Origin of the sequence: Candidatus Tisiphia endosymbiont of Dioctria linearis, assembly GCF_964026545.1 — a bacterium.
Classification (GTDB): Bacteria; Pseudomonadota; Alphaproteobacteria; order Rickettsiales; family Rickettsiaceae; genus Tisiphia.
Map to the genome: position 1 here is coordinate 610,481 of NZ_OZ032156.1, position 20,206 is coordinate 630,686.

General features: G+C 33.9%; 19 protein-coding genes and 1 pseudogene. 12 read left to right on the plus strand and 8 right to left on the minus strand.

What is annotated here, in order from left to right:
• Positions 1 to 117: 117 nt before the first annotated feature.
• Together AAGD42_RS03000 and AAGD42_RS03005 are read left to right on the plus strand one after the other, a co-directional pair.
• On the plus strand, positions 118 to 1,698 hold the full coding sequence (locus AAGD42_RS03000; protein WP_341753190.1) for a lysine--tRNA ligase: 1,581 nt from the start codon (positions 118 to 120) through the stop codon (positions 1,696 to 1,698).
• The gene (locus tag AAGD42_RS03005; protein ID WP_341753191.1) at positions 1,679 to 2,428 is read left to right on the plus strand and encodes a TlyA family RNA methyltransferase; all 750 of its coding nucleotides are present in this window, start codon (positions 1,679 to 1,681) and stop codon (positions 2,426 to 2,428) included. Before AAGD42_RS03000 ends, AAGD42_RS03005 begins: the two co-directional genes overlap by 20 nt.
• Positions 2,429 to 2,674: 246 nt before the next feature.
• Here AAGD42_RS03005 and AAGD42_RS03010 read toward each other — a convergent pair whose 3' ends face one another.
• Entirely contained in the window at positions 2,675 to 3,445 is a 771-nt protein-coding gene (locus AAGD42_RS03010) for an NAD kinase (RefSeq protein WP_341753375.1), read from the minus strand.
• Positions 3,436 to 4,104 (minus strand): phosphatase PAP2 family protein, encoded by a 669-nt coding sequence (locus AAGD42_RS03015; protein WP_341753192.1) that lies wholly within the window; start codon positions 4,102 to 4,104, stop codon positions 3,436 to 3,438. The genes AAGD42_RS03010 and AAGD42_RS03015 overlap by 10 nt, the downstream gene beginning before the upstream one ends.
• 63 nt (positions 4,105 to 4,167) lie before the next feature.
• Here AAGD42_RS03015 and AAGD42_RS03020 point away from each other — a divergent pair, with 63 nt between their 5' ends.
• The 4 genes from AAGD42_RS03020 (at position 4,168) to AAGD42_RS03035 (ending at position 8,412) form a co-directional block, all read left to right on the plus strand.
• Complete coding sequence (locus AAGD42_RS03020) at positions 4,168 to 5,841, plus strand: ribonuclease J (RefSeq protein WP_341760765.1); 1,674 nt, start codon at positions 4,168 to 4,170, stop codon at positions 5,839 to 5,841.
• Between the two features lie 79 nt (positions 5,842 to 5,920).
• Entirely contained in the window at positions 5,921 to 7,081 is a 1,161-nt protein-coding gene (metK, locus tag AAGD42_RS03025; protein ID WP_341753376.1) for a methionine adenosyltransferase, read from the plus strand.
• Between the two features lie 298 nt (positions 7,082 to 7,379).
• On the plus strand, positions 7,380 to 7,688 hold the full coding sequence (locus tag AAGD42_RS03030; RefSeq protein WP_341753194.1) for an MFS transporter: 309 nt from the start codon (positions 7,380 to 7,382) through the stop codon (positions 7,686 to 7,688).
• A complete protein-coding gene (locus AAGD42_RS03035) occupies positions 7,681 to 8,412 on the plus strand; it encodes an MFS transporter (RefSeq protein ID WP_341753195.1) in 732 nt (243 codons plus the stop codon). Before AAGD42_RS03030 ends, AAGD42_RS03035 begins: the two co-directional genes overlap by 8 nt.
• 138 nt (positions 8,413 to 8,550) lie before the next feature.
• Here the strand turns inward: AAGD42_RS03035 and AAGD42_RS03040 are convergent, their stop codons facing one another.
• From AAGD42_RS03040 to AAGD42_RS03050, 3 genes are all read right to left on the minus strand, one after another.
• Positions 8,551 to 9,360, minus strand: a complete 810-nt coding sequence (locus AAGD42_RS03040; RefSeq protein ID WP_341753196.1) for an HD domain-containing protein — start codon at positions 9,358 to 9,360, stop codon at positions 8,551 to 8,553.
• A 98-nt stretch (positions 9,361 to 9,458) separates the two neighbouring features.
• Positions 9,459 to 9,683: a tetratricopeptide repeat protein gene (locus AAGD42_RS03045; RefSeq protein WP_341753197.1), complete on the minus strand. Its 225-nt coding sequence runs from the start codon at positions 9,681 to 9,683 to the stop codon at positions 9,459 to 9,461.
• Between the two features lie 131 nt (positions 9,684 to 9,814).
• The gene (locus tag AAGD42_RS03050; protein WP_341753198.1) at positions 9,815 to 11,311 is read right to left on the minus strand and encodes an Npt1/Npt2 family nucleotide transporter; all 1,497 of its coding nucleotides are present in this window, start codon (positions 11,309 to 11,311) and stop codon (positions 9,815 to 9,817) included.
• Positions 11,312 to 11,622: 311 nt separating this feature from the next.
• On the opposite strand from AAGD42_RS03050, the gene AAGD42_RS03055 reads away from it, so the two are divergent.
• Genes AAGD42_RS03055 through AAGD42_RS03070 form a run of 4 tightly spaced genes read left to right on the plus strand, consistent with a single transcriptional unit; the run spans position 11,623 to position 15,891 of the window.
• Positions 11,623 to 11,880, plus strand: a complete 258-nt coding sequence (locus tag AAGD42_RS03055) for a hypothetical protein (RefSeq protein WP_341753199.1) — start codon at positions 11,623 to 11,625, stop codon at positions 11,878 to 11,880.
• Positions 11,880 to 13,193 carry a tRNA lysidine(34) synthetase TilS gene (gene tilS, locus AAGD42_RS03060; protein ID WP_341753200.1) on the plus strand — a complete coding sequence of 438 codons (1,314 nt, stop codon included), beginning with the start codon at positions 11,880 to 11,882 and terminating at the stop codon, positions 13,191 to 13,193. The genes AAGD42_RS03055 and tilS overlap by 1 nt, the downstream gene beginning before the upstream one ends.
• Before the next feature lie 11 nt (positions 13,194 to 13,204).
• Positions 13,205 to 15,091, plus strand: coding sequence for an ATP-dependent zinc metalloprotease FtsH (ftsH, locus tag AAGD42_RS03065; RefSeq protein WP_250312078.1), 1,887 nt, complete (start codon positions 13,205 to 13,207; stop codon positions 15,089 to 15,091).
• A gap of 14 nt (positions 15,092 to 15,105) precedes the next feature.
• Entirely contained in the window at positions 15,106 to 15,891 is a 786-nt protein-coding gene (locus AAGD42_RS03070) for a succinate dehydrogenase iron-sulfur subunit (RefSeq protein ID WP_341753201.1), read from the plus strand.
• A gap of 9 nt (positions 15,892 to 15,900) precedes the next feature.
• Here AAGD42_RS03070 and AAGD42_RS03075 read toward each other — a convergent pair.
• Positions 15,901 to 16,074 (minus strand): annotated as a pseudogene (locus AAGD42_RS03075) (transposase); the annotation flags it as partial.
• Positions 16,075 to 16,385: 311 nt separating this feature from the next.
• On the opposite strand from AAGD42_RS03075, the gene AAGD42_RS03080 reads away from it, so the two are divergent.
• Together AAGD42_RS03080 and AAGD42_RS03085 are read left to right on the plus strand one after the other, a co-directional pair.
• On the plus strand, positions 16,386 to 16,532 hold the full coding sequence (locus AAGD42_RS03080; protein ID WP_341753202.1) for a guanosine polyphosphate pyrophosphohydrolase: 147 nt from the start codon (positions 16,386 to 16,388) through the stop codon (positions 16,530 to 16,532).
• Between the two features lie 15 nt (positions 16,533 to 16,547).
• Complete coding sequence (locus AAGD42_RS03085; RefSeq protein WP_341753203.1) at positions 16,548 to 17,030, plus strand: HD domain-containing protein; 483 nt, start codon at positions 16,548 to 16,550, stop codon at positions 17,028 to 17,030.
• A 23-nt stretch (positions 17,031 to 17,053) separates the two neighbouring features.
• Here AAGD42_RS03085 and AAGD42_RS03090 read toward each other — a convergent pair whose 3' ends face one another.
• Both AAGD42_RS03090 and AAGD42_RS03095 read right to left on the minus strand, forming a co-directional pair.
• Entirely contained in the window at positions 17,054 to 18,382 is a 1,329-nt protein-coding gene (locus AAGD42_RS03090; protein WP_341753204.1) for an MFS transporter, read from the minus strand.
• Positions 18,383 to 18,608: 226 nt separating this feature from the next.
• Positions 18,609 to 20,150: a patatin-like phospholipase family protein gene (locus AAGD42_RS03095; protein WP_341753205.1), complete on the minus strand. Its 1,542-nt coding sequence runs from the start codon at positions 20,148 to 20,150 to the stop codon at positions 18,609 to 18,611.
• Between the last annotated feature and the right edge of the window lie 56 nt (positions 20,151 to 20,206).

The window sequence follows — 20,206 nt, forward strand, 5'->3', positions numbered from 1 at the left end:
ATAATAATTTTTAATCGGCTATTGTCTAAGAATATTGTAAAAAACTCAAGAGATATGTTTATAAATTTACAGAAAAAACATGTATACTTAATAATCTCAATAATATGGATATTATAGATGTCAGAATTAGAAATTTTAGAAGATGCTGTTAAATCAAATGCTTGGACTTTTTTAGAAGCAAAAAGAATATTAGATCAATTGGGCGGCAAAACCCCAGCTAAAGGCTATGTATTATTTGAAACGGGCTATGGACCGTCAGGGTTACCGCATATTGGTACATTTGCAGAGGTTGCTAGATCTATAATGGTGCAAGAAGCGTTTAAACAGCTATCGAATATTCCAACTAAGATGTTCTGTTTTTCTGATGATATGGATGGTCTGCGTAAAGTTCCAAATAATATCCCCAATCCTGATATGGTGGCATTGCATATTGGCAGACCTCTAACATCTGTGCCAGATCCTTTTGGTGAGTGTGAAAGTTATGGGCATTACATGAACGCCAAACTTCGCTCATTCTTAGATAAATTTGGCTTTAAATATCAATTTGTTAGTAGTACAGAATGTTATAAATCCGGTTTATTTGATCAGATGATGCTAAAAGTCATAGACAAATATGATGAGATAATGGCTCTAATGTTACCAACCTTTCGAGCCGAAAGAAAAGCAACCTATTCGCCTTTCATGCCAATTTGTCCAAAAACCGGTATTGTCCTGCAAGTACCTATTAGCAAGGTTGATCGTTTAAACGGCACTATTAGCTATCAAGACGAAGAAGGAAAATTGGTTGAAGTTCCTGTGACCAAGGGGCATTGCAAACTACAATGGAAACCTGATTTTGGTATGCGTTGGGCTTCGCTACAAGTTGACTATGAAATGTATGGCAAAGAGCATATGAATAATGCTAAATTATATTCAGAGATTTGTCGAATTTTGGGTGGCATTGAACCAGTACAATTTTTTTATGAATTATTTCTTAATGAAGATGGAGAGAAAATCTCTAAATCTACAGGCAACGGTATTACAGTTGATCAATGGCTACAATATGCCCCTATGGAAAGTATGGCACTATTTATGTATCAGAATCCAACAAGAGCCAAACGTTTACATTTTGATGTAATACCTAAAAATGTTGATGAATATATTACGTTTAATAAAAAATATCATTTAGAAACTGATCAAGTAAAGCGTTTTGCTAATCCAGTACACCATATTCATCATGGGAATGTGCCTATTATCGAAACTTTTGGCATTAGTTTTAGCTTATTGCTCAATCTAGCATCAGTTTGTAATCCGGAAGATAAATCGGTACTTTGGGGATTCATCAGTCAGTACGCTCCAGATGCGACGTCGAAAAATGCTCCGTACCTTGATCATTTAACAGATTTTGCCATTGGTTATTATAATGACTTTATTAAAGCGAATAAGTGCTATTTAACGCCTAATGTTCAGCAAAAAGTTATCTTACAAGAAATTAGCACTATGTTATCTACTTTACCAGTAGATAGTACTTCCGAACAGATTCAGGAGAAAATTTATGATATAGGTAATAATCATGGTTATCATAATTTGCGAGATTATTTTAAAGAATTATATCAAATATTACTTGGTCAAACTGAAGGACCAAGGCTTGGATCTTTTTTTAAACTTTTTGGTATTCAAGATACTATAAATTTGATTGATGAAAAAAATAAGGCTTGACCAGCATTTAGTAGAATGCCAATTAGTTGATGATATTAACATCGCACGAAGCTTAATAATCCAAGGCAAAGTATATGTTAATCAGCAGCAAAATACTAAACCAGGTACGGGAATATCAATTGATACTCGTGATATTATTATAAAACGCCCGATACATGATTATGTATCACGAGGGGCGTTAAAATTAATTGCCGCTCTAGACCATTTCAATATTGATCCACAAGGGCTGATTTGTCTAGATATAGGCTCTAGTACTGGTGGTTTTACTGAGGTTTTGCTTCGTAGAAAGGCTGAAAAGATTTTTGCAGTAGATGTCGGATATGGCGAACTACATCATAAACTGTGTAATAACCCTACAATTTCAGTAATTGAAAGAACTAATGCCCGATATTTAACAATTGAGCAAATTAGTGCACCACCAGATATTATCGTTTGTGACGCCAGCTTCATTAGCCTTACTACCATATTACCCACTGCATTTGGTTTAGCAAAAGATAATTGCCGTCTAGTTGCCTTAATTAAGCCGCAATTTGAAGTGTCCAAGAATGAGGTCGGGGATGGTGGTATTGTTAGAAGCCAACTCTTACATCAAAGAGTATGTGATAAAATTCAACAATGGCTAGAATCAAATTATAATTTTAACATATTTGGGGTAATACCCAGCCCTATTCTAGGAGCAAAAGGCAACCAGGAATTTTTAATTTATGGACAACGTAGAAAAAAACTATAAATCATCCCAAAGCCAAAGAAGAAGAGAAATTAATTTTTTCATAATAAAATTAGTGAGTATAGAAAAGATGGGAAACCTATTGTATATTTAGATGAAAGTGGTTTTGCTCATGATATGCCTCGTACTCATGGTTATGCTGTAAAAGGATAAAGATGTTTTGGTTAGCAAGATTGGGGGGCTAAAGGACGAACTAATGTTATAGGTGCATTACTAGGAAATACACTATTAACAGTTAGTCTTTTTGTCTTATTGCTCATTAAATTGCTCTTTAATAATTCGATTTTCAAGGCTATTTCTTTTATCAAATAGTAATTTGATCATCTTGTTTTTTGCTGATTTAATTAATACTGACTTAATATCATCAAATTCTTGAAAATCGGCAGCTGCATTTACTGGTCTTTTATTACTTTCTAAAATTTCAAATTTTATAGTAGTGGAAAATGGTAGTAATGCACCATGCCAACGTCTTGGACGAAAAGGACAAATTGGTGTTAGACATAATACGTTTGACTCAAGTGGCAAAATAGGCCCTCCGGCAGATAAGTTGTAAGCACTGCTACCAGCTGGAGTCGCAACCATTGCCCCATCAGCTACTAATTCACTCATACGTTCAACTTGATCAATTTCAATCTTAAATTTAGCTGCTTGGTTGGTTTTACGAAATATCGAGACTTCATTAATAGCTAGGGCGGTATAGGTTTTACTATCTACAGTTTCTACTTGCGTCTCTAAAGGGTATAAATGAGAAACTATTGATTCTTGTAAATTATCTATTAATTTTTCTATAATAATTGAATTCATTAAAAACCCAATATTGCCAGAATTAATTCCATAAAAAGGAACGTTCAGGTGCATATAACGATGTATCGCATGTAATAATTCGCCATCTCCGCCAACTACAATAATTACTTCTGCTTTTTCTACTTTACAGAATTGATAAAATAGTTCAAGCTGGTTAACTAGTTCTAACGACTTCGTGGAATTGTTATAAATAATCGCCATTTTATTTACATTAATTTTAGTTTTTGCCAACATAAATACAATATATGGTTAATTATTAATACAAAAAAACATGAGGCTAGTACATCACTTAAAAAATGCCCCCCCATTAATATGCGACTTAACCCAATTAATGAGCCAAAAATTAAGGTGATACTGTAGATTCTTGAGAAATATATAACAGGAGCAATATACGCAAGGCTAGTTAAACTATATCCCATAGCTGCATGTCCTGATGAAAATGAGCAGTTATGTACACATTCATTAGAAATTGAAAAAGCTCGAGTAAAATTTTTGGAACCATTAAAATTTTTAATTTGCACAGGACGAGCCCTACCAAAATGTTCTTTAAATAGATGATTCACCAATAATCCAGGACCTATTGCTGTAGATAAAATTATATAAAAGCTCCCAGAAATAATAAGTCTATTAAAAGTTTTATGCTTAACAATTAAGTAAATTAAGTATAATAATGTTACTGTAAGTAGTAGTTTAGTTAATATTGGAATAATTTCAAACAATAATTGGACAATGCTATTGTTACGGTAGATAAATCCATCTTTACTGTCGTAGAATAATTTTGAGAAATCTATATCAAAATTAGGAAATAGTACGATCAATAATAAGACTATACCAAAGGCAAATATGTTCGCATAAACTAAATTAGTATTAATCATAGACTAAAAGCCGAAAATAAAGTATAAAAATATACTCAAACCATACATAATATAGAAGTTAACATGCCATTCAACATTAAAAACCATAAAAATGCTTTACTATTCTTACCACTTGGCGGGTCAAATGAAATCGGCATAAACGTCAATCTATATCATTATAAGGGAAAGTGGTTGATGGTTGATTGCGGTAGCGGCTTTGCTGATAACTATTTACCAGGTGTTGATATGATAATTGCTGATATTAGCTTTATCGAACAATATAAAAAAGATTTGTTAGCTTTAGTCCTAACTCACGCACATGAAGATCATTTGGGAGCAATCCAATATTTGTGGAGCAGTCTAAAATGCCCAATATATGCCACTACCTTTACTGCAAATTTTCTGAAACTTAGATTAGCTGAATATGATTTTGCTAAAACTATAAAAATTCATGAAGTAAAACCTTCGGCAAAAATAAATCTTGATCCATTCCAATTAGAAATGGTACCGCTTACCCATTCAGCTCCAGAAATGCAAGCAATTATGATACGCACAGAAGCTGGCAATGTTTTTCATACTGGAGATTGGAAGTTTGACCATGATCCTTTACTCGGTGAAAAAGCTAACAAAGATTTACTAAAATCCTATGGTGATGAAGGGGTTTTAGCTCTAGTTTGTGATTCAACTAATGTATTTAATGCGGGAACTTCTGGCTCGGAAGGAGAAGTGCGTAAAAGTTTAATAGATATTATAGCAGGTTGCCCCCAAATGATTGTGGTAACAACCTTTGCTTCAAATTTGGCACGGCTTGAAACTATAATTCATGCAGGTCAGATGGCAGGAAGAAAAGTAGTGCTATCAGGAAGAAGTTTGCATAGAATTTTGCTCGCAGCTCAGGAAAGTGGTTATATGAAAGATATTGCCCCTTTAATTGATGAGCAGGATGTTGCAAGATTTAAAAGGCAAGATCTTCTAATTATTGCTACTGGCTGTCAAGGTGAACCACTAGCAGCTACTGCTAAAATGGCAAATAATAGTCACCCTAGTATCAAGTTAGCTCCTAAAGATACAGTTATATTCTCTTCAAAAATTATTCCTGGCAATGAAAAGAAAATTTTCCGTATGTTTAATATTTTTGTAAGAGCAGGAATTGAAGTGGTAACTGAACGAGATCATTTTGTTCATGTTTCTGGACATCCATCAATTGACGAACTTAAGCAAATGTACGCCTTAATTAGACCTCAGATTTGCGTGCCAGTACATGGTGAGCCGGTACACATACATGAACAAGCAAAATTAGCTCGTAAAAATGGTATAAAGCATGCTGTTGAAGTAGAAAATGGTAGCCTAGTATTACTTGATCCTCATAATCCACGTATTTTAACTAAAGTAACAACGGGTTATTTGGCTGTTGATGGCAATTATCTTTTACCAGCGGAATCACCAATTTTTAGAACTCGTAGACGTATGCATGATGATGGTATAGTAGTTGCTTCTCTGATAATAAATAAGAAGGGCGAACTTACTTGTAGACCTATTTTATCTATGCCAGGACTTCTTGACTCTAATGATGATGCCCAGCTAATTAATCTAATCAAAGATAATATTACTGAAACAGTAGAAATTCAGAGAAAATCAAAAGGTAATCTCCTCGATGAGCAGGTCGAAAATGCTGTAAGGTCAGCTATTCGCAAAATATTAAAACATGAAATGAATAAATCGCCTCTTATAATAGTTAATGTGGAGAAAGCTATTTGAATTAGGTTTTATTACTGAGACCCATTGTTGAATAAATATAAACACAAATTATTTCTGTTAATCCAAGAGTATTTTTATGATAAAAAATAGAATCTTCACCTCTGAATCGGTTTCTGAAGGGCACCCAGATAAAATTGCCGACCAAATTTCTGATGCGATTTTAGATGCAATTATCACTCAAGATCCTAAATGCCGTGTTGCATGTGAGACTTTAGTGAAAACTGGTATGATTTTAGTAAGTGGAGAGATTACTACAAATTCTTGGGTTGATATAGAGCAAATAGCACGTGATACAGTAAGAGAAATTGGTTATAATAACCCTAGTCTTGGATTTGATGCAGATTCTTGTGCTGTTATATCCGGTATTACCAAACAATCAGTAGATATAGCTATTGGTGTGGATAACCAAGATGAGGATATGATTGGTGCTGGTGATCAAGGAATGGTATTTGGTTACGCCTGTAATGAAACAGAAGTTCTGATGCCAGCTCCAATATATTATGCTCATAAATTAGTTAAGAGGCAAGCTAAATTACGTAAGCAAGGAATTTTGCCATGGCTTGGTCCAGATGCAAAATCACAAATTACTTTACGATATCAAGGCAATAAGCCGATTGGTGTTGATACGGTTGTATTATCAACTCAGCATTATAGCCATGTAACTCATAGCCAACTAGTAGAAGCGGTAATGGATGAAATTATTAAACCAGAGCTACCAGCAGAATGGATTAGTAAAGATACAAAATATTTAATTAACCCCACTGGTAGATTTGTTATTGGTGGACCTGTAGGAGATTGTGGGCTTACTGGTAGAAAAATTATAGTAGATACTTATGGGGGAATGGCTAGGCATGGTGGTGGTTGTTTTTCTGGTAAAGATCCAACAAAAATAGATCGTTCTACCGCTTACATGGCTCGCTATATTGCTAAGAATATTGTAGGAGCTGAGATAGCGGATCGTTGTGAAATACAAATATCCTATGCAATTGGAGTGGCAGCTCCTGTATCTATTTTAGTTGACACTTTTGGTACTGGTAAACTAACTGATAATGAAATAGTGGAATTAGTAAATGAGCATTTTGATCTAAGACCAGGTAGAATTATAAAACAACTCAAATTGCAAACTGCTTGTTATCAAAAAACAGCGGTATATGGGCATTTCGGTAGAGAAGATCAAGGATTTACTTGGGAACAATTAGATAAAGTGGCGTTATTACGTGCTGCCTCACTAAAAAAATGACCATGCTTCATTTGGCTGATCCGCTGTTACTGCATCTCTGAATTTAGAGTCAGTCTTATATTCCTCGCTTTCCTCCACCTTTCTAGTTTTTTCATACACTCCCTGTAAGCTTAGCTCTTGCTCTCGCATTGCATTGGCTAGGTGTGCTTCTTTTTCCCCTTCTAATTTAGTTTATAGAATTGTGATATTGTTACAACCAAAATTTATTATTTCAATTTTCGATACTATTTTTCTCTTGCTATTAATTAATCAAATCATCACTATATTATTAGTGTTAATTAAATATTAAGGTGAATTAATGATAGGATATCAGCAAGAACAAAGAAGCCTAACTAAAGAGCAAAAACAAGCAGTAGGGTTACTGTCCGTTGGAACATTCTTAGAGTATTTTGACCTGATGCTTTATGTACATATGGCTGTATTTCTTAATGAATTGTTTTTCCCAAAAGCTGATCCTCATACTACCGCTATTTATTCAGCTACAGCTTTTTGCTCTACCTTTGTTTTTAGACCTATTGGGGCAGTAATATTTGGATGGTTAGGTGATAATATGGGGCGTAAGACTACCGTTGTCATAACGACTTTTATCATGTCTTACTATGGCTAATCTGCCTACCTATGCTCAAATAGGCATTACAGCTTCCTGGTTGGTTACAATATGCCGTATAATGCAAGGAATATCCTCTATGGGAGAGGCAGTAGGAGCAAAACTTTATTTAACTGAACTTATAAATCCACCAATCCAATATCCAGCTGTTTCATCAGTTGCGATTTTTGGTACTTTAGGAGGAGTTGTCGCTTTAGGAATAGCATCGTTAGTGACCTCTTATGGATTTAATTGGCGTCTAGCATTTTGGATAGGAACAGGCGTAGCACTGGTTGGTACAGTAGCCAGAAGGAGTCTTAGGGAAACGCCAGAATTTGCTGATGCCAAACGTCAGCTAAAAAAAACTTTTCAGCAGACTTCAAATGTTGCCAGCATAGATCTAAAAAAGCTAGAAAATAATCCAATATGGAAGGAAAAAGTTAATAAAATAACAGTAATAGCCTTGTTTCTAATAGAATGCATGTGTCCTGTACTCTTTTATTTTGCTTATATTTATTGCGGAAATCTTTTAAAAACTTCTTTTGACTACAGTACTGCACAGGTTATTCATCAAAATTTTATTATCTCAATATGTGCCTTCTTAAGCAGTTTAGTATTAACATATTTGAGTTACAGAATATATCCGTTAAAGATTATAAAAACCTTATTATTGATATTTTGTGTATTTGTTTTAGCTTGTCCTTATTTATTAAATAATATTAATAGCTCACTTGATGTTTTTTAATTCAATTATTCGTTGTATTATTTGGACCTACCGGTCCTGGTCTAGGAGAGCCAATCTTTTATAGATATTTTCCTGTCTTTAAAAGGTTTAGCTGTGCTAGTCTTACATTTGCTATATCTCGTGCCTTGATGTATTTAGTTACTTCTTTTGCAATTGTTTACTTAACTGAATATTGGCATCATTGGGGGATAATGATGATATTGTTCCCAGTTTGCATAGGTTTTGCATTCGGACTATTTCATTTTGAAAAATTGGAGAAAGAGGCTGGGAATTATCCACAAAAGTCCTATGTAGATCATGGTGAACAGAATGTGGTATAGCTAAATGCCGACAACATAATTCAATAATTTGTTTTGTTACTGTTGGTATTTTTAAATGCATAGATAAAGTTACAAAATGTATTACCGTCTCCTCTATAATCTTCTTAATTTTTTCAGGGGATTTTACACCAACAGTTTTTAGATTATGAATTCTATCAAAAATTTTAATCAATGCCACATCATATTTTTTTTGCTGAAATAATATATTTAGTGTTTCTGCAGAGCTAATCTTGCCATGAGGCTTGACCCTAGTTAAGTCTTCTACTTGACTAGCAACCTTGCTGCCAAAGATGTAAGCAATCATCTTTTCGGTAAGTTCTGTATCTTCAATGGTATCGTGTAGTAATGCAGTAACAATCATGTCGGTTCTAAACAATTTTGGAACTGTTAGAGCGGTATATTCAGCAACCATATAAGCCACTTCAATCGGATGTGAGTAATACGGTCCGCCTGACTGCCTCATTTGACTGCCATGACATTCTTTAGCGTAATAAATGCCTTTTTTGACTTCATCAATATCCACCGGCGTAACTACTTGTTTATTTAGCTGTTCAAGTTTAGTAAGTAACCGTTCAGCGTAAGTACAAGACCTGTATTTTGAATTATCCCAACAGTTAATATCTTTCATGCAATAACCTTAATTATTTTTACCTTTTTGCAATCACTTTAATTATCATTAGAATCGATTTTAAATTAGAAGTCAACTTATTTAATGGGAAAAATTAGTTATTTTTCTATTAGAACAATATCTAATATTTTACTCGCATAGGATATGGTTTTGATGGTTAATACCCACTTAATGTCATGTGATATTTTAGCAAGATATCTTTTATTACCTTCTGGGATGATTACTTTAGAATCATTTTCACCTAATTGTATTGCTTTGTCATAATTTCTAACTGCTTCTTGGTAATTTCCCATCTCAAAATAGACCGAACCCTTTCTAGTCATAGCACCCACGTAGGTGGGAGCCATAGCTAAAACATCTTCTAATAGATAAATATAGTTAATTCAGGAGAATTTGGTGCTTAGGAGCGATGGAGCAAAGCCTATATGGAAAGGCGAACGACGAGTAACTCGCATCAATTGACTATATCAGATAGCTGAGCTTGATACTCCTTATTAAGTGCTTTTATCGTATATAGCCACAATATTACGATAACAAAAAATATAGCAGCAAAATAAGGTGTAGCTTCAACGAAGGTAAAAGTAGGAAGCAAGATAAAGAATGTTGACTGGATAATACCACCACCAGATTTACCGAACCTACCACCTATCACTTCTACTGCCGCTTGTCCTTTTGTTCTAAGATCCTTATCAATAGGAATATATGCCATATTTTTGGTAGCGTCAAATAATGAGTATTTTGTTGCTTTACTTAAAATATTTTGAATCATTCCTATCATCACTGCTACTGCTAAAGGTCCAGAAGCGAATAGACCAGTAACATACATCGCAATAGTACTATCAAAGAAAATGAAGGCAAAAAAAGCAATTCCAGTAATTAACATCATCATAGGAGTAATCATCGCGGCGGTAAACCAAGAAACCCTTCTTAAGATATTAGAGCCAACAACCATGAATAATATAGCTGTCACACCTTGCCAAGCCTGAAATTGTCCCATATACATGGTATAGTCTTCTTTGTTTGGATATAGTTGCTGAATCTTTGACTTCCATACACCTTCTACAAGATTTACTGACACACCATAACATATAATTAGTAAAGCAATAAGCCCTAAATATTTTGAACTAAAAATCATTTTAAAGCTTTCTATAAGAGATAGCTTAACCTTACCTTTCTTGCTTACTTTACTCGTTGCGTCATATAAAGTAGGATCGGTTAAAACATGCTGATTCATCCATCTATACAATAACATGATAACTACAGCACTACCCATCATAATAACAAATAGTGGAGTATATTTCAGATGTTCTGCAACTATTTGAGTTTCTGTGCTTAAAAAATAGCAAAGTATTATGGCAGTAACTGGTAAAGATAAATTTGCTAGCATACCAAACATAGAATAAAAGCGTTTTGCCTCTTCAGTCTTAGTAATTTGGTTAGCAAATTGCCAAAATAATAAGCTAAGCATCATACTTCCCCAAAGTTCTGATATAGCATAGAAGACTGCAAAACTCCACTTACCAACTACCCTAATAAACCACTTAAAATTGGGATACGCATTACTTAATGTCTCAATTGTTTCAGGATTAGGATGCACCAACTCTGGATATGGGTATAATACGAAAGTAAATAATATAAAATATGCCAGAAAGAAACTGGTTACAGCGTAAAAAACATTTTCTTGTTTTAAAAAGTCACAAAGCTTTACATAAGCAACCATAAATAGTATTGCCATTGGTAAAACGACATAGGTTTTTACAAAACTTATTGATTCAGGACCAATAGCTGTTACGACAAATCCATCTTTTATCGACCTAAGGGTGGAATAGTTGAGCAAAATGCAAAACATCATAGCTGCCATAGGCAGAAACTTCTTATTTTCATGCCCTTCAATTGACCAAACCACTCTTCTTATTTCTGAGAAATAACTATTATTTTTTACCTTATCCATACTGCTTTATTATCATTATATAATCAGTGCACTTATATAGGTTTATGTACAAAAAGTCAAATAAAATAGATTAATTCTTTTTGTATATCATATAATTTATGATTAGTGTTAAGAAAGATAATAATGTATATTTATTTTGCTAGTTTTCACATTTAGCAATTAAATTTTAAAAGTTATATAAAAATATTTTAGGAGTGTATAAATGATAAAAAAAAAAGAGATTAATTACTACTATAATAGGGCTGCTGTTATTAAGTTCAAATAGTATAGCAAATACCACACCACCTGTAACGTCAAATTCCAGTAAAACTATGGTTAATAGCGATAATGAATTACAAAAAATTATTGATGAGTTCGGTTCTTATGCTGCAGGAATTTCAGCAGAATTGAGGGAAGAAATAAAACAATATCGAATAGAAGTTGCTAAAATTAACAGTCATAAACGCGAATTATATAAAAAAATCTCACAAGAAGCTCAAAAATATCTTGCTAAAGAACGAGAATATAAAAAAAGAATTTCAGATTTGAAAAAAGATCAAGAAAATCCTAGCTCTACTGAAAAAAAATAATGCTTTATCAACAATTTCAGCAGAATATTGAGCAGCTAATTGGCAATAGACCTCATCAGAGGTCTGTTGCCTTAGCTGTTTCTGGGGGGGCTGATTCCATAGCCCTTTTAATGTTAACACATAAATGGGTCAGCACTAATAGTATTAATGAAAATATTAGTATGGTTGTGATGTTAGTTGACCATCATTTGCGGGAACAATCTAAGCTAGAGCATGAGTATGTTCGGGATTTAAGCCGTAAATTGGGGTATGACTACCATCTACTTCACTTCGATCACCAAAATAATTTTTCTAATTTACAAGCAAGGGCAAGAGAAGGGCGTTATCAATTAATGACCGATTTATGTAAAAAATTAGATATATTGACAATTTTGACAGCCCATCATTTGGATGATTATATAGAAAATTATTGTCTGAGATTAGAAAAAAAAAGTAGCATATTTGGACTTAGTGGTAGCCCTATTAATTGGTATAATAATGTTAAAATAGTGAGACCATTGTTTAACATACCAAAACAACGGTTAGTAACGTATTTAATTGCCAATAATATAAAATGGTTTGAAGATGAATCGAATAAATCCGACAAATACCAACGAAATATTATTAGAAAAAAACTAGCTCAAGAAGGAGAATATGTAAAAAATCAAATAATTTCCCAGCAATCTACAATTAACCAATTAGTAGAAGAAAAATTGCAACCTGAATTAATCGCTTGCATTGCCGAATCAGTAAAAATTTATCAATTCGGTTTTGCTACTATAAATTTATTACAGATTACAGGATTTGCTAGCGAAATAATACTACAGTTAATTAGTTTTGTCCTTATCATTATTAGTGGTAAAAATCGTAGTAGTAGATCAGAGTCAATAAGGATAATAGTGACATTATTACAACAACAAATGAATTTTACTAAAACATTACATGGTTGTGTGATAAAAAAAATTAATAATAATTTAATAATTTGCCGGGAATTTGGCAGAAGTTTGCCGATGGACATTAAACTTAACAATATAGATATTTGGGATGGTAGATTCCGTTTTACAGGAAGCTTTGCAAATAATTCAGGCTACTTAGTAAGTAATTTAACGATCAAAGATTATAGTAAAATAAGAAAAGATTTAGATTTAACAATACTAAAAGAGACAAGTTTCAATAACCATGTTGCTATTTTATTCACTCTACCAGTAGTCAAGATACTTGAAAAAGTTATAGCCATACCCCATATATCCTACTATAATGATGAGGAGTTGAGTAAGGGGCTTGATGTTTCTTTTTCTCCAAATTTTGTATCGCGTTTTACGCATTTCTGTTAGGTGAGTTGTAGATGAATAATCAAGGTAAGAATGTTCTAATTTGGGTATCGATTTTTGTTTTAATGGTACTTGTTTTTCATGCATTTCAAAATGATGGTTTTATTGGAGGAAAGAGTAATATTTCTTTCTCAGATTTTTTAACCAAAATTGATGAAAAAGCAGTTAGTTCTGTTAAAATTCAGGGTAGAATAATCGATGGAAATCTAAGTGATGGAACAGCTTTTTCAACTTATGCTCCTGACTATCCAGATTTAATAAATCGCCTAAGTAGTAACGGTGTATATATTGAAGTAATACCTCCTGATACCAAAATGAACCTGTTGTTTAGCATATTCATTTCGTGGTTTCCAATGATTTTGTTGATAGGTGGCTGGATATTTTTCATGCGTCAAATGCAAGGCGGTGGAAAAGCTATGGGCTTTGGCAAATCTAAAGCCAAGCTAGTTTCAGATAAGGGGCCAAAAGTTACTTTTAAAGATGTTGCTGGTATTGATGAAGCTAAAGAAGAATTAACTGAAATTGTTGATTTTCTTAGAGATCCAAGCAAATTCCAGAAACTTGGTGGTAAAATCCCCAAAGGCTGTTTGTTAATAGGATCACCTGGAACAGGTAAAACTCTGTTAGCAAGAGCTATAGCAGGTGAGGCAAATGTTCCGTTCTTTAGTATTTCTGGTTCTGATTTTGTTGAAATGTTTGTTGGTGTGGGGGCAAGCCGTGTACGTGATATGTTCGAACAAGGAAAGCGTAATGCCCCTTGCATAATCTTTATTGACGAAATAGATGCTGTAGGTCGTCACAGAGGTATTGGCATGGGAGGTGGTAACGATGAGCGTGAACAAACATTGAATCAGATGTTAGTTGAAATGGATGGGTTTGAAGATAATGAAGGAGTAGTGATTATTGCGGCAACTAACAGACCTGATGTACTTGACACTGCCTTACTAAGACCCGGAAGGTTTGATCGTCAAATTACTGTACCTAATCCAGATATTGATGGTAGAGAACAAATTTTACAAGTACATTTGAAGAAGATAAAATGTGCTAAGAATATAATACCTAGAACCATAGCTAGAGGAACTCCTGGATTCTCAGGGGCAGAGCTTGCTAATCTTGTCAACGAATCGGCATTAATTGCTGCTCGTAAAGGCAAGAAAGAAGTTAATATGCTGGAGTTAGAGGAAGCAAAAGATAAGGTGTTAATGGGCGTGGAAAGACGTTCTATGATTATGTCAGATGAGCAGAAAAAACTAACTGCCTATCATGAAGGTGGGCATGCATTAGTTGGGCTTTACTGCCCAGCTTCTGATCCAATTCATAAAGCAACTATTATTCCAAGAGGTAAAGCACTTGGTATGGTAATGAGATTACCTGAAAATGATCGGTTTTCTATACAGCGTGATAAAATGGAAGCTGACATAGCGGTAGCAATGGCAGGCAGAGTAGCTGAAGAGCTTATTTTTGGTAAAGACAAAGTTACTTCTGGTGCTTCTTCTGATATTAAAATGGCAACCAGAATGGCTAGAGCTATGGTAACCGATTGGGGGCTAAGTGATGCAATAGGACCTGTATATCATGGCTCGAGCAATGAAGATATGTATGCTAGTGGTAGGGGGGAAGGTCATACTTCTGTACATACCGCAGAATTAATTGATAGGGAAGTGAAAAATTTTGTTGAGAAAGGTTACGATTTAGCAAAAAATATACTAACTGAGCATATTAGTGAACTCCATCTATTAGCCAAAATATTAATTGAGCATGAAACATTGTCAGGGCAACAGATTAAAAACTTGCTTAGTGGCAGAGCTATGAATTCAGAAGAGGCAAATTTATTTCCAATGAGCAATGATGATAATGGTACTATAAAAATTAAAAAACCAAGCCGGAAAAAAGACTTGTAGAGTGGGGAATAGATATGGCAGAACTTAGATTACCACCTAATTCTAAAGTCGGTAAAGGTATAGTACATAAATATTCTGGGAAATCGGCTAAGTTACGTAATGTTAGGATTTATAGATATGATCCAGATTCTGAGGAAAACCCTAGAATTGATATTTACGAGTTAGATCTAGACAAAACAGGCCCCATGGTTCTAGATGCCTTAATTAAAATAAAAAATGAAATAGATTCTACTTTGACTTTCAGACGCTCTTGTCGTGAGGGGATTTGTGGTAGTTGTGCAATGAATATAGATGGAACTAATACACTTGCCTGCATTAAGCCTATTGAAGAAATTTGTGGTGATATTAAGATATATCCCTTACCACATATGAAAGTAGTAAAAGATTTAGTACCTGATATGTCGCATTTTTATGCTCAATATGAATCGATAGAACCTTGGTTAAAAACTGATACTCTTCCTCCTTCCAATAGTGAAAGATTACAGTCGCTTAAGGATAGAGAAAAATTAGATGGGCTATATGAATGTATATTATGTGCATGTTGTTCCACCTCCTGCCCAAGCTATTGGTGGAATGGTGATAAATATTTAGGTCCTGCAATTTTACTACAAGCTTATCGGTGGATTGCTGATTCTAGGGATGAGTATACTGGAGAGCGTTTAGATGCTTTAGAAGATCCGTTTAAGCTATATCGTTGTCATACAATTATGAACTGTACCAAAACTTGTCCAAAAGGTTTAAATCCAGCTAAAGCTATTGCAGAAATAAAAAGCCAAATAATACAACGTCATGGAGTGTAAACGGTATACTCTTCTGCTATGAACTATACATAACTGCACTATAGTGTTTGGAAATATGCTGCTTATTACTTCTGGAAAGCCCTTTAACCCATCAACACAAGCAACATATATTTGTTCTACTCCTCGATTTTTTAACTCAGTAACTACTTGCACCCAGAATTTAGCATCTTCATTTTTTCTTACCCTGCTCCTGGTGTTTTCTTGAACTAATTTATTCATAGTTGACTTAATCGTACTAAACTTACTTACATTTTACATTAATATGCTTAGTATATAATATTTTATGGTTTCACTAAGTGATCTAAAAAAATAATTATAGATTAAGCTGAAATAACAAATGTCTAGTTGTAACAATATCACGGTCTCAATATAGAAGGATGTAACTTAAATATAACAGAATACTTATTATTTTAAGAAGCATATAATATATTATTTGCTAGTATTTTAATTTTTAGTTTAGTATACTTTATAATTAAAATAACATAGGTATTAAAATGGAAGATATTAATAATTGGGAAACAAAGTATGTAAATTGTAAATATTCTGAGAGGTTAGTAAATAAATTATCCGAACTGAACCAACAAGTAACTATACCAGTAAATATGGATGAGGTTAAAAAAGGTATCTATTATGCCAAATAATATCATGGCAGCCAAATGCGACAATCCGGCGTTCCATATTACTCCCATCCAATAGAGGTAGCGTACATGGTTGCCGAATATAGCGCACTAAATATGCCAAAATATTACAGAACTGACATGATTATTACTAGTTTACTGCACGATACTATTGAAGACACAACTCTTACCGAAGATATGATTGCTAGGGATTTTGGTGAGCAAATTGCTAATCAAGTGGTAGATTTGACTCGGGTAAAATCTTATGGGAAGATTAGTGCGGCAGAGACAATGAGTATATTATATTCTCAAAATAAGAAAGATATCTTAATAATAAAACTATTTGATCGAATTCATAATATGCAAACTATTGGTGCAAAATCTCCTGAGAAGATTAAGAAGATAGTTGGTGAAACAGTACAGAGTTTTCTAGCAGTATGCACTTATTTTGGCTATATAAAATTGGAGAACCATTTGTATGAATTATGCTATAATTCTATATGTAGAGAATATAACAAATAAGCTAGAAATTACTTATTAAATTATTAAACATTGCGTAACTTCTCCAATATTTCAAAATGACGCAAGGCAAATCCATATGCCACAAGGAAGGGTACAAATAATATTACTATGCCCCAATTACCAAAAGAATCTATCAAATAGATTAGCCCAAAAGACGTAACAATATACATTGTTGCCCGTATCACAGCAAATGAGATACTAACACATCTAAAACGTTTAAATACAGGAAACTGTTTATAAATTATTGGAGCAGCTGGAAATATTCCAGTTTTAAATAGCAATATAAAAAACTGCAATAATAATAAATAAAAAGGCGATGGGATGCTAGTTAATATATATGGCACAAATATAATAATACTAGCACAAATTACTAATTTCATTTTTAAAATTTTTAGTGGACATATTTTATAACTCAAATAAGCATATAGAATAGCAGTAATGAATCTCGCTACTACAACAATGAAATTGTGGCTAATAATTTGTTCAGCACTATAATTGAAGGTGATTTTCAGTATAGTAGCACAATGCATATATACGAAATAAAACCAAATTGGTCCAGTCGATTCAATTGACAAATAAGCTAATATAGTTTTTATGCTAACTTTCTCATTTAACATTTCTTGATTAGTAATATCTTTTTTTTCTAGACCAAAAGTTTTAAGTTTATTTACTAGCCTTCTGGTTGCATCAGCAAATTCTGGTGTTTCTCTCAGTCGTGTTCTTGCTATACCTCCCACCAAGGCAATCACTACACCAAATAAAAAAGCATATCGCCAATTAAAGCTATATGCAGTAATCAGTGCTGCGATACCTATAGCAAATACTCCACCTAGATCAGCAAATATTGAAATGACACCAACAACAGGGTATTGTAAAGGTGGTTTAGTCATTTCCGTTAAATATAATTCTGCCCCTATTACTTCTCCCAAGGATGATATACCTTGAAATATCCGACAAATGGTGATTAATACCGAAGCGGTAATGCCAATTTGGGCATAAGTCGGCAAAATAAACATCATCAAACAAGAACATGCCATCATGAAAGTTGTGACAACTAGTGTAGCTTTACGACCTACTTTATCACCCATCCAACCAAATAGCAAAGCACCAATTGGTCGAAAAACAAAAGTAGCACAGAAAGCAAAAGCCGACAACAGAGTAGCAGTGTGCGGATCAGTTTTTGGAAAAAATAACTCATTCAACAATACTGCCATATGAATGTAGAGCATCAAGTCAAAATATTCAAGTAACGTTCCTATTGACAGCAGCCCAACTGCTTCTTTTTGTTCTTTTGTAAGGTTGATTTGCCGGTTAGGAATAATCCTGGTATTTTCTTGAACTAATGTACTCATAATTGACTCAATGTTGCTGTTGACTTCCTATAGTTAATATTTCCCCAGTGGTTATTTTGTTAAACATAATCTCTATATGTGTCATTGCGAGACCACGCAAGTAGGTCGTGGCAACCCACATTTATTGGATTGCTCCGTCTGCTCACGCCTCCTCGCAATGACGGTTGAGGGTTAATGTATGGTGCTATGAGATATCGTACTTTACTACAACCCACTTACAGCTCAATTAATACACCATATCAACATAATGTGCTACCTCTGACCCCCTTCCATCACAAGCTACTTCATTATGGTATTCTTGAGTACAGCTGAGAATAGTATCATTAATAATATTATCTTCATGCTCAAACATTGAGCTAAAAAATTTAAGAAATTTATTCTGAAAAGTGGTAAACTCAGATATATTGGTATTTGCAAAATTACCATCAGCAATGAAAGGAAGATGCTTGGACAAAGATACAAGCTGTACATCATTTAATCCTTTTAAGAATACTTGCAGAACATCATATTCTTTGGGTGATAATTTCATCAAGCCTTCTTTTAAAGAATCAACTTGCTTCTCAGTTAAGTTTATCGCTAATTTTGCTTCAAATTCTTCTGATATTACGTGAGTATTAACAGTATCCTTATCTTGTCCTTTTTTGTCAATATTATCGCTCTTTTTATCCTCGCTAAGAACACTAGACTCCTCAACACTTTGTGCATCATGAAGTTTTAAGTTTTCCTCTCTAGCTTGAACATTCTTAACCAATGTTGTGCATAGTTTTTCAATCAATTCTTTATTATCTTCTACATATTTCTCAGCAGCCTTTTTTAATTTAGCCATATTCTCTGGTTTAGAATTATCTAATTTCGTAGACCCTTTTGGTACAGGAAGTAAAAATTCTGTAAATTGCCCATCTTCTGCTAAGTCTCGTTTAACTTCTGCTGTAGCAGCGTCTTGAGCAGCTTTCATTATGTCACCCACTAGCCCATTAGCCATCTGAGGTAATAGACCATCAAGGTGAGGTGGTAGAGGATCTTTTTTTTCATTGGGTGATTTAAAGTTAAGGGCAACAAGCGTCATGTCATCTAACATCTCTCCTTGTTGATCACGATTTAACCCAGTTTTAAGATATTTTATAGCTTCTGCCGCTGGACGATTATAACCTACCCCCCCATCAACAAGAACACGACTTACACCGTTCTCATCGTCAAACTTCACACTTTTAAAATAGCTAGGAGCTGCTGTAGTAGCGAGGATTACATCTTTTGCTTTAACACCAGGAGCATTATGACTATCAAAAATCTTAATAGATTCTTTTGCATTTAAGTCAAAAGTCGTTATAAGAACACGACCTAGAAGATCCTCAAGCTTCATATCACCTAAATATTTGTCCAATAGTGCCTTAAGAGGTTTTTGGCTATATTTATGACTAAATATTTGCCCCATTTTTCCTACATGATACCAGTGTTGAGGGAAAATATCAGTGGTAGTATTTTCAAATAGTTCTAAAGCTTCTGCCGCTGAAAAACGCGGTTCTGTTGATCCAGGTTCTTTAGGGATTGCTAATAAGACTGCAATTAATCCACCAACACTAGTACCAGTAGAAGTTTGAAACATTTTAGATACAGGCATACCCGTTTGGCTTTCCATTTCTGCAAGCATCTCCAACTGCATAACTCCCTTGACCCCACCACCTGAGAGAGCAAGCATCGTGCCTACAGAATTCGTAGAAGAAGGCAAATGACTCTCTGCCTCTTTGGTTATAGAACTTTTTTTAACCATAAAATAACTCCATATGTTATATAGATTACATAGAATACTAGATTTTACTTAGATTT

What these genes read in the sequence shown, in the direction of transcription:
- AAGD42_RS03000 (WP_341753190.1), top strand. Translation starts at nt 118, where the DNA reads ATGTCAGAATTAGAAATTTTAGAAGATGCTGTTAAATCAAATGCTTGG.
- AAGD42_RS03005 (WP_341753191.1), top strand. Translation starts at nt 1,679, where the DNA reads ATGAAAAAAATAAGGCTTGACCAGCATTTAGTAGAATGCCAATTAGTT.
- AAGD42_RS03015 (WP_341753192.1), bottom strand. Translation starts at nt 4,104, where the DNA reads ATGATTAATACTAATTTAGTTTATGCGAACATATTTGCCTTTGGTATA.
- AAGD42_RS03020 (WP_341760765.1), top strand. Translation starts at nt 4,168, where the DNA reads ATGCCATTCAACATTAAAAACCATAAAAATGCTTTACTATTCTTACCA.
- AAGD42_RS03030 (WP_341753194.1), top strand. Translation starts at nt 7,380, where the DNA reads ATGATAGGATATCAGCAAGAACAAAGAAGCCTAACTAAAGAGCAAAAA.
- AAGD42_RS03035 (WP_341753195.1), top strand. Translation starts at nt 7,681, where the DNA reads ATGGCTAATCTGCCTACCTATGCTCAAATAGGCATTACAGCTTCCTGG.
- AAGD42_RS03040 (WP_341753196.1), bottom strand. Translation starts at nt 9,360, where the DNA reads ATGAAAGATATTAACTGTTGGGATAATTCAAAATACAGGTCTTGTACT.
- AAGD42_RS03045 (WP_341753197.1), bottom strand. Translation starts at nt 9,683, where the DNA reads ATGACTAGAAAGGGTTCGGTCTATTTTGAGATGGGAAATTACCAAGAA.
- AAGD42_RS03050 (WP_341753198.1), bottom strand. Translation starts at nt 11,311, where the DNA reads ATGGATAAGGTAAAAAATAATAGTTATTTCTCAGAAATAAGAAGAGTG.
- AAGD42_RS03055 (WP_341753199.1), top strand. Translation starts at nt 11,623, where the DNA reads ATGGTTAATAGCGATAATGAATTACAAAAAATTATTGATGAGTTCGGT.
- tilS (WP_341753200.1), top strand. Translation starts at nt 11,880, where the DNA reads ATGCTTTATCAACAATTTCAGCAGAATATTGAGCAGCTAATTGGCAAT.
- ftsH (WP_250312078.1), top strand. Translation starts at nt 13,205, where the DNA reads ATGAATAATCAAGGTAAGAATGTTCTAATTTGGGTATCGATTTTTGTT.
- AAGD42_RS03070 (WP_341753201.1), top strand. Translation starts at nt 15,106, where the DNA reads ATGGCAGAACTTAGATTACCACCTAATTCTAAAGTCGGTAAAGGTATA.
- AAGD42_RS03080 (WP_341753202.1), top strand. Translation starts at nt 16,386, where the DNA reads ATGGAAGATATTAATAATTGGGAAACAAAGTATGTAAATTGTAAATAT.
- AAGD42_RS03085 (WP_341753203.1), top strand. Translation starts at nt 16,548, where the DNA reads ATGCGACAATCCGGCGTTCCATATTACTCCCATCCAATAGAGGTAGCG.
- AAGD42_RS03090 (WP_341753204.1), bottom strand. Translation starts at nt 18,382, where the DNA reads ATGAGTACATTAGTTCAAGAAAATACCAGGATTATTCCTAACCGGCAA.
- AAGD42_RS03095 (WP_341753205.1), bottom strand. Translation starts at nt 20,150, where the DNA reads ATGGTTAAAAAAAGTTCTATAACCAAAGAGGCAGAGAGTCATTTGCCT.